General features: G+C 40.4%; 4 protein-coding genes and 1 other annotated feature. Of the genes, 2 read left to right on the top strand and 2 right to left on the bottom strand.

Annotated features, from left to right (window positions below; translation table 11 throughout):
- On the bottom strand, window positions 1-1,192 hold a 1,192-nt coding region (locus U0M88_RS09955), incomplete at its 3' end, for a peptide ABC transporter substrate-binding protein (protein WP_331869709.1).
- Between the two features lie 235 nt (window positions 1,193-1,427).
- Window positions 1,428-3,824 carry a leucine--tRNA ligase gene (leuS, locus tag U0M88_RS09950; protein WP_331869708.1) on the bottom strand — a complete coding sequence of 799 codons (2,397 nt, stop codon included), beginning with the start codon at window positions 3,822-3,824 and terminating at the stop codon, window positions 1,428-1,430.
- A 35-nt stretch (window positions 3,825-3,859) separates the two neighbouring features.
- Window positions 3,860-4,058: a binding site (T-box leader), on the bottom strand.
- A 133-nt stretch (window positions 4,059-4,191) separates the two neighbouring features.
- On the opposite strand from leuS, the gene U0M88_RS09945 reads away from it, so the two are divergent.
- Both U0M88_RS09945 and U0M88_RS09940 read left to right on the top strand, forming a co-directional pair.
- Window positions 4,192-5,184, top strand: coding sequence for an ATPase, T2SS/T4P/T4SS family (locus tag U0M88_RS09945; RefSeq protein ID WP_331869707.1), 993 nt, complete (start codon window positions 4,192-4,194; stop codon window positions 5,182-5,184).
- On the top strand, window positions 5,165-6,103 hold the full coding sequence (locus tag U0M88_RS09940) for a type II secretion system F family protein (RefSeq protein ID WP_331869706.1): 939 nt from the start codon (window positions 5,165-5,167) through the stop codon (window positions 6,101-6,103). The genes U0M88_RS09945 and U0M88_RS09940 overlap by 20 nt, the downstream gene beginning before the upstream one ends.
- The last annotated feature ends 111 nt before the right edge of the window (window positions 6,104-6,214 follow it).

The following is a 6,214-nucleotide window of genomic DNA, read 5'->3' as shown; positions in this document are numbered from 1 at the left end:
TCGTATCCATTGGGCTTTCATCGGTTCCATACAACAAACGCAAGGTCACTTCGGATTTACCTAATTCTTGTAATGCTTGATTCAAAGCTTCCTGTGCCGCATTGGCATCATAAGTTGTAAAATCTTTGGCATCTTCTCGGAAATCTTCCCCATTTGGACCTTTTGACAAATCTTCCGGCACAAAGCCATTGGCTTCAATCGAACCATCCTTTAAAACATTCTGGGCAAAATCCTCACGATCGATAGCCAGTGATAACGCTTTTCGCAAATTCTGATTCTGTAAATCGGCATTTTGTAGATTTGGCATTACATAAAATAAGAATCCGCTTTTTACATTCCAGAACGCATCGTTATCTTTGTATTTATCCACTAAATCCGAATCGATAGGTGCATAATCATTGTTACCACTATCAAAGTTTTGTGCAGCTACCGTTGGCTCCTGTACCAAATTCATGACCAGCTTATCCAGTTTTACAGAATCGGCATCCCAATAATCCTCATTCTTTGTAAAGACGGCTTTAGAACCCGGCTCCCAGGATTCCATGACAAAGGCACCGTTTGAAAGAATCGCATCGGCACTCTTTCCATAGTTTTGTCCCTGTTCTTCCGTAAATTTTTCATTTTGTGGGAAATAACACGGGAATGTCATCAACTCCTCAAAATAAGATACCGGACTGGTTAGTGTCACCACCAAAGTTTGATCATCTATTGCTTTAGCACCTAATGTATCCAGATCTTCCTGTGTCAGCTCGCTGCCAGCTTCATTTTTTGCCATCAGCTCATCCGCACCAACTAAATGAGCTCCATCCGATCCCATCATATACGCATAGTTCCCTGATTTTTTCAGGATACGCTGCCAGGCATACACAAAATCTTGTGCTTTTACCGGATCACCGTTTGACCACTTGGCATCCCGCAAAACAAAGGTATGAGTTAAACCATCATCACTTACCGTATGTTCTTTGGCAATGCCATAAGTCACCTTGCCATCCTTATCAACATCCATCAAGCCATCAATGACCGCATGCATCGCATTAAAAGACATACCATCATCGGCATCACTGGAATCTAAATTTTTAATATCCAGTTCATTCGCAAATGTAAATGTGTTGGCATTATCCCCGCCAGAACCACAAGCCGCTAAAGATAAAGCCATGGTTCCTGCCATCAATACCGATACCAGCTTTTTCATAGAAATCCACCCTTTCCTTGGCACCTTTTTACCTGTGCTTTTTCATCTTATGACCATTTTGTAACCTTGATCATAAAGATTTCAAAAATTGATTGTTCGCATACAACGAACAATTGTCTATATATTAAGACAAATTTTCATTTTTTGCAAGAAATTTACATATATTTTTTCATAATTTATATTTGTTTCATATGTTTTTTTTCATAAAAAAAGCTGCACCGAAGTGCAGCCTGCGTTAATTCGCAACAATATTTACAACTTTTCCTTTAACCACAATAACCTTACGAACAGTTTTCCCTTCCAGCTGGTGTTGTACATTTTCCAGCTGTAATGCTTGTTCCTGGATCTTGGCTTCTTCGGCATCGGCAGCCGCTTCAAACTTACCGCGCACCTTACCATTGACCTGTACCACAATTGTTACGGTCTTATCCACTAACATAGCTTCGTCATATGTCGGCCATGGCTTATAAGTGATGGAATCTTTCTGGTCAAAGATCGTTGCCCACAGCTCTTCTCCCAAATGTGGGGCAAAGCAGGCAAACATCTTTAAGAAACCAATCGCATAAGGGCGATAGATCGTTTTTGTCTTGTAACATTCATTGATGAAGATCATCATTTGAGAAATCGCTGTATTAAAGTTTAACGTATCGATATCATTTGTCACTTTCTTGACAGTCGCATGGTAAACACGATCTAAACGATGATCGTTTTCTTCGGTGAATTCTGCCACCTCTGTATAGAAACGATTGACACGCTCCAACCATTTACGCGTTCCATCCAGCCCGGTCGTTGACCAAGGTAAAGCCGCTTCCAATGGTCCCATAAACATCTCATATACACGCAAAGCATCCGCTCCATGACTGGCCACGATTTCATCCGGATTGATGACATTGCCACGTGATTTTGACATCTTTTCACCGTTAGAGCCTAAGATCATACCTTGATGGAACAATTTCTGGAACGGTTCTTTTGACTTCACAACACCACAATCATAAAGTACCTTATGCCAGAAGCGCGCATATAATAGGTGCAATACCGCATGTTCTGCACCACCGACATACAAATCAACCGGTAACCAGTGCTCCAGCAGCTTTGGATCCCCAATGGCTTTATCGTTTTTTGGATCAATATAGCGAATATAATACCAGCAGCTTCCAGCCCACTGTGGCATCGTATTGGTTTCTCTGGTTCCCTTAACACCATCAATCTCAACCGATAACCAGTCGGTACAATGTGCCAACGGACTTTCACCGGTATCGCTTGGTTTAAAGTTTGTCGTTGCCGGCAGTTCTAACGGCAGCTCATCCACATCTACAGTACGCATGGTTCCATCTTCCATATGAACGATCGGAATCGGTTCGCCCCAGTAACGCTGACGAGAGAACAACCAGTCTCTTAACTTGTAAGTAACCTTGGCTTCCCCAGCCTTGTTTTCTTCCAGCCACTGAATCATTTTCGCAATGGCCTCTTCCTTGTTTAGACCATTCAGCCATTGGGAATTGATATGTACGCCATCTCCGGTAAAGGCTTCTTCTTCGATGTTTCCACCTTCCAGTACCGGAATGATCTCTATACCAAATTTCTTGGCAAATTCATAGTCGCGTGTATCATGTGCCGGAACCGCCATGATCGCACCGGTTCCATAACTGGCTAATACATAATCACTGATCCAGACCGGCACTTTTTTTCCATTGACCGGATTGATCGCATACGCTCCGGTAAATACACCGGTCTTATCTTTGTTCAAATCTGTTCTTTCCAGATCGGATTTTGTCTGACATAGCTTTTGGTAGGCTTCAACGGCTTCCTTTTGTTCCGGAGTCGTAATATCGGATACAAACGGATGCTCCGGTGCCATAACACAATACGTAGCCCCAAACAAAGTATCACAACGCGTTGTAAAGACCGTAAATTCTTTATCATGGCCATCAATCTTAAAGATGACATTGGCCCCCTGCGATTTACCGATCCAGTTTCTCTGCATCTCTTTAGTGGAAGTCGGCCAATCCACTTCATCCAGATCTTTCAACAATCTTTCTGCATAGGCTGTAATCTTTAATACCCATTGACGCATCGGTTTACGGATGACCGGATAGCCACCTCTTTCACTTTTGCCGTCAATAACTTCTTCGTTGGCCAAAACCGTTTTTAACTCCGGACACCAGTTGACCGGAATTTCATCGACATATGCCAACCCTTTTTTATACAGCTGTGTAAAGATCCACTGTGTCCATTTGTAGTACGATGGATCAGCTGTACTGATTTCGCGATCCCAATCGTAGCTGAATCCCAAAGACTGAATCTGCTCTCTAAAATGATTGATGTTTTTCTTGGTAAATTCAGCCGGATGATGCCCTGTCTGTAAGGCAAACTGCTCTGCCGGAAGACCAAAGGCATCCCATCCCATCGGGTGCAGAACATTATACCCCTCCATACGTTTTTTACGGGCAATGATATCGGTTGCGGTATATCCCTCCGGATGTCCTACATGAAGACCATTTCCACTCGGATACGGAAACATATCCAGTACATAATATTTAGGCTTGGAAAAATCGGAAGTATCACAACGGAATGTCTTTTCTTCCAGCCATCGCTTTTGCCATTTCTTTTCAATGGACTGATGATCGTACATCTCTTTTCTCCTCCTTCAATAAAAAAACGCCCTCTTCTAAGGACGTTAAATGACGCGGTACCACCTTAGTTCACAGAAACGATCTGTGCCCTCTTTTTTTCTTTATCGCAGAAACTACGGATAACATTACTTATCAGCTCCTTAGCGAGTTCAAAGATACGATCCACTGCTTTTCACCAGCCAGCAGCTCTCTAAACGACTTTCTCTTCTACTACTCTAATTCATCGCTTTTACGCTTTGAATCATATCATTATTTCATTTTGTAAGTCAACCTTCATTTCTAGTCTAGAAAACACTTCAAACAACTTTTTAAAATTTTTTTAATTTTTTTTTCATAGTTTTTCGATTTTTTTACGTATTAAATAGTATGAACATGCAAGAAAAATTAGAACAGCTTTTAACGTATGCCACACAAAAAAACGCAAGCGATATCCATTTAACGCTCCATCGGCATACTTTATCCATTCAGTTACGTATCTATGAGCAAATGGTAGAGCTTGTACAAGATCTCTGGGATGAATCCCTTTTTGAGTATGTGAAGTTTATATCCGGTTTTGATCTGACAAATCCATACATCCCTCAAAATGGCCAATTCAGCTGGAAGCTAGGTTCTCAGGTTTTATACTGTCGCTTTAGCTTAATTCCCAATAAGCACCTGCAGACCGGTGTTATTCGTCTTTTGCATACAGGCATTCATCTTCCGATAGAAAGACTAACTTCAAAAAAGGAACATCAAATGTTCCTGGAAAGCCTGATTCACGCAAGACGTGGACTAGTGATTGCCTGTGGACCGACCAATTCCGGTAAAACCACCACGTTACATGCCATTTTACATGCGATTGCACAACGTTCCATGCACAAGGTCGTATCGTTGGAAGACCCGATTGAAATTCAGGATCCATCTTATTTACAGTTACAGATCAATGAAGAATTAGGCTTTACATATGAAAAAGGAATTGAAGAACTTCTTCGTCACGATCCGGATGTGATCTTTATCGGAGAAACACGAAACAGTTACACAGCCAAAATGGTCGTTCGCTGTGCCCTGACAGGCTCCCTTGCCTTTACCACACTGCATGCATCCAATGCGTTAGAGGCCATACAACGCTTAGAAGATCTATCTGTACCCACCTATGATTTAAAAAACACATTGACGGCATTGATCGGACAAAGACTATATCAAAGCCCCAACGGAAAGGAGTGTATCTATGAAATTTTATCCGGGCAAGATCTTCAATATGCCCTGGAACATAAAGCCTATCCTAAAGGCTTTAAAACGCTCTCTAACGAGATTCAGGAAGCTTTGGATACCCAAAGGATTCAAGATCCGCAAGCACGATTTGACCTGCAAAATCTCTAAAGAAGAACTTGTTCAATTCAGTCTTTTATTAAATAAGGGATTGGATACAACTTTTATGATCGAGATTTGTTTTCGATGCCAAAAAAACATTCTGGCAAAATTAAACGAAGGAGAAAAACTAGTTTCCATCCTGACAAACGGAAAAGAAAATTACTTTCAGATCTTAAGAATCCTAAAGGATCGACTGCCTTTTAAAGAAGCCATTCATTGTGCCAATGAAATCGATGATGTTGGCAAAGGTTGGATCAAGGAACTGATAAAGACAAGTATTTATCCAGCTTTTCTATTTTTATTCAGCTTTGGAATAATCCTCTTTTTTCAAGAAATGATCCTTCCGGCTATGTCTCAACTGGCATCAAAACAAGTTTTCCTGTTTTTATCGATCTTACAATTTGTGTTTTCCCTGCTTCTCTTTTTGATCTTTGTATTTTTAATATCTTTCCTGATTGTTTATACGCAAAAGAAAACAGAACTTTTATTTACCATTTTCTGTCGATTTACGCTCTTTCGTAAAGTTATTTCTTTGCACTTTTCTCTTTTAATGTCCGCTTTTTTAGGCTACGGTCTTTCCACGATGGAATGTATTGAGATGCTTTGTCAGATTCATCCAAAAAGCTTGTATCATCCTTTGGCCATACAAATACAAAAAGCTCTTCATCAGGGAAATACGATGATACAAGCTTTGCAGCTATGTCATATGGATGAAGAGTTCGTACGTTTTTTTACCATGGGACTGCACACTTCATCCATCAAAGAACTTTTACATCTTTACCAGCAAAAAGTACAAAAAGAGCTGGAACAAAAGGCAAAGAAACTATCGCTTTATATTCAAATTGGCAGTTATATCAGCGTCGGTATAGTCGTTTTAACAGTCTATCAAATTTTATTAGTACCTATGAATGTATTAAACACACTATAGACAATATGAAATGACGAAGGAGGGATAAAAAAAGTAACCTTCCTTAATTTGTTGCATCGTGGATTTACCATTATACTTTGGTTAAAAAATTCATAGTATTGTGGAATTACC

Origin of the sequence: Faecalicoccus sp. (assembly GCF_036552745.1) — a bacterium.
Lineage (GTDB): Bacteria > Bacillota_I > Bacilli_A > Erysipelotrichales > Erysipelotrichaceae > Faecalicoccus.
The sequence above is the reverse complement of the archived record's forward strand: the minus strand, read 5'-3'. Positions and strand labels throughout refer to the sequence as shown.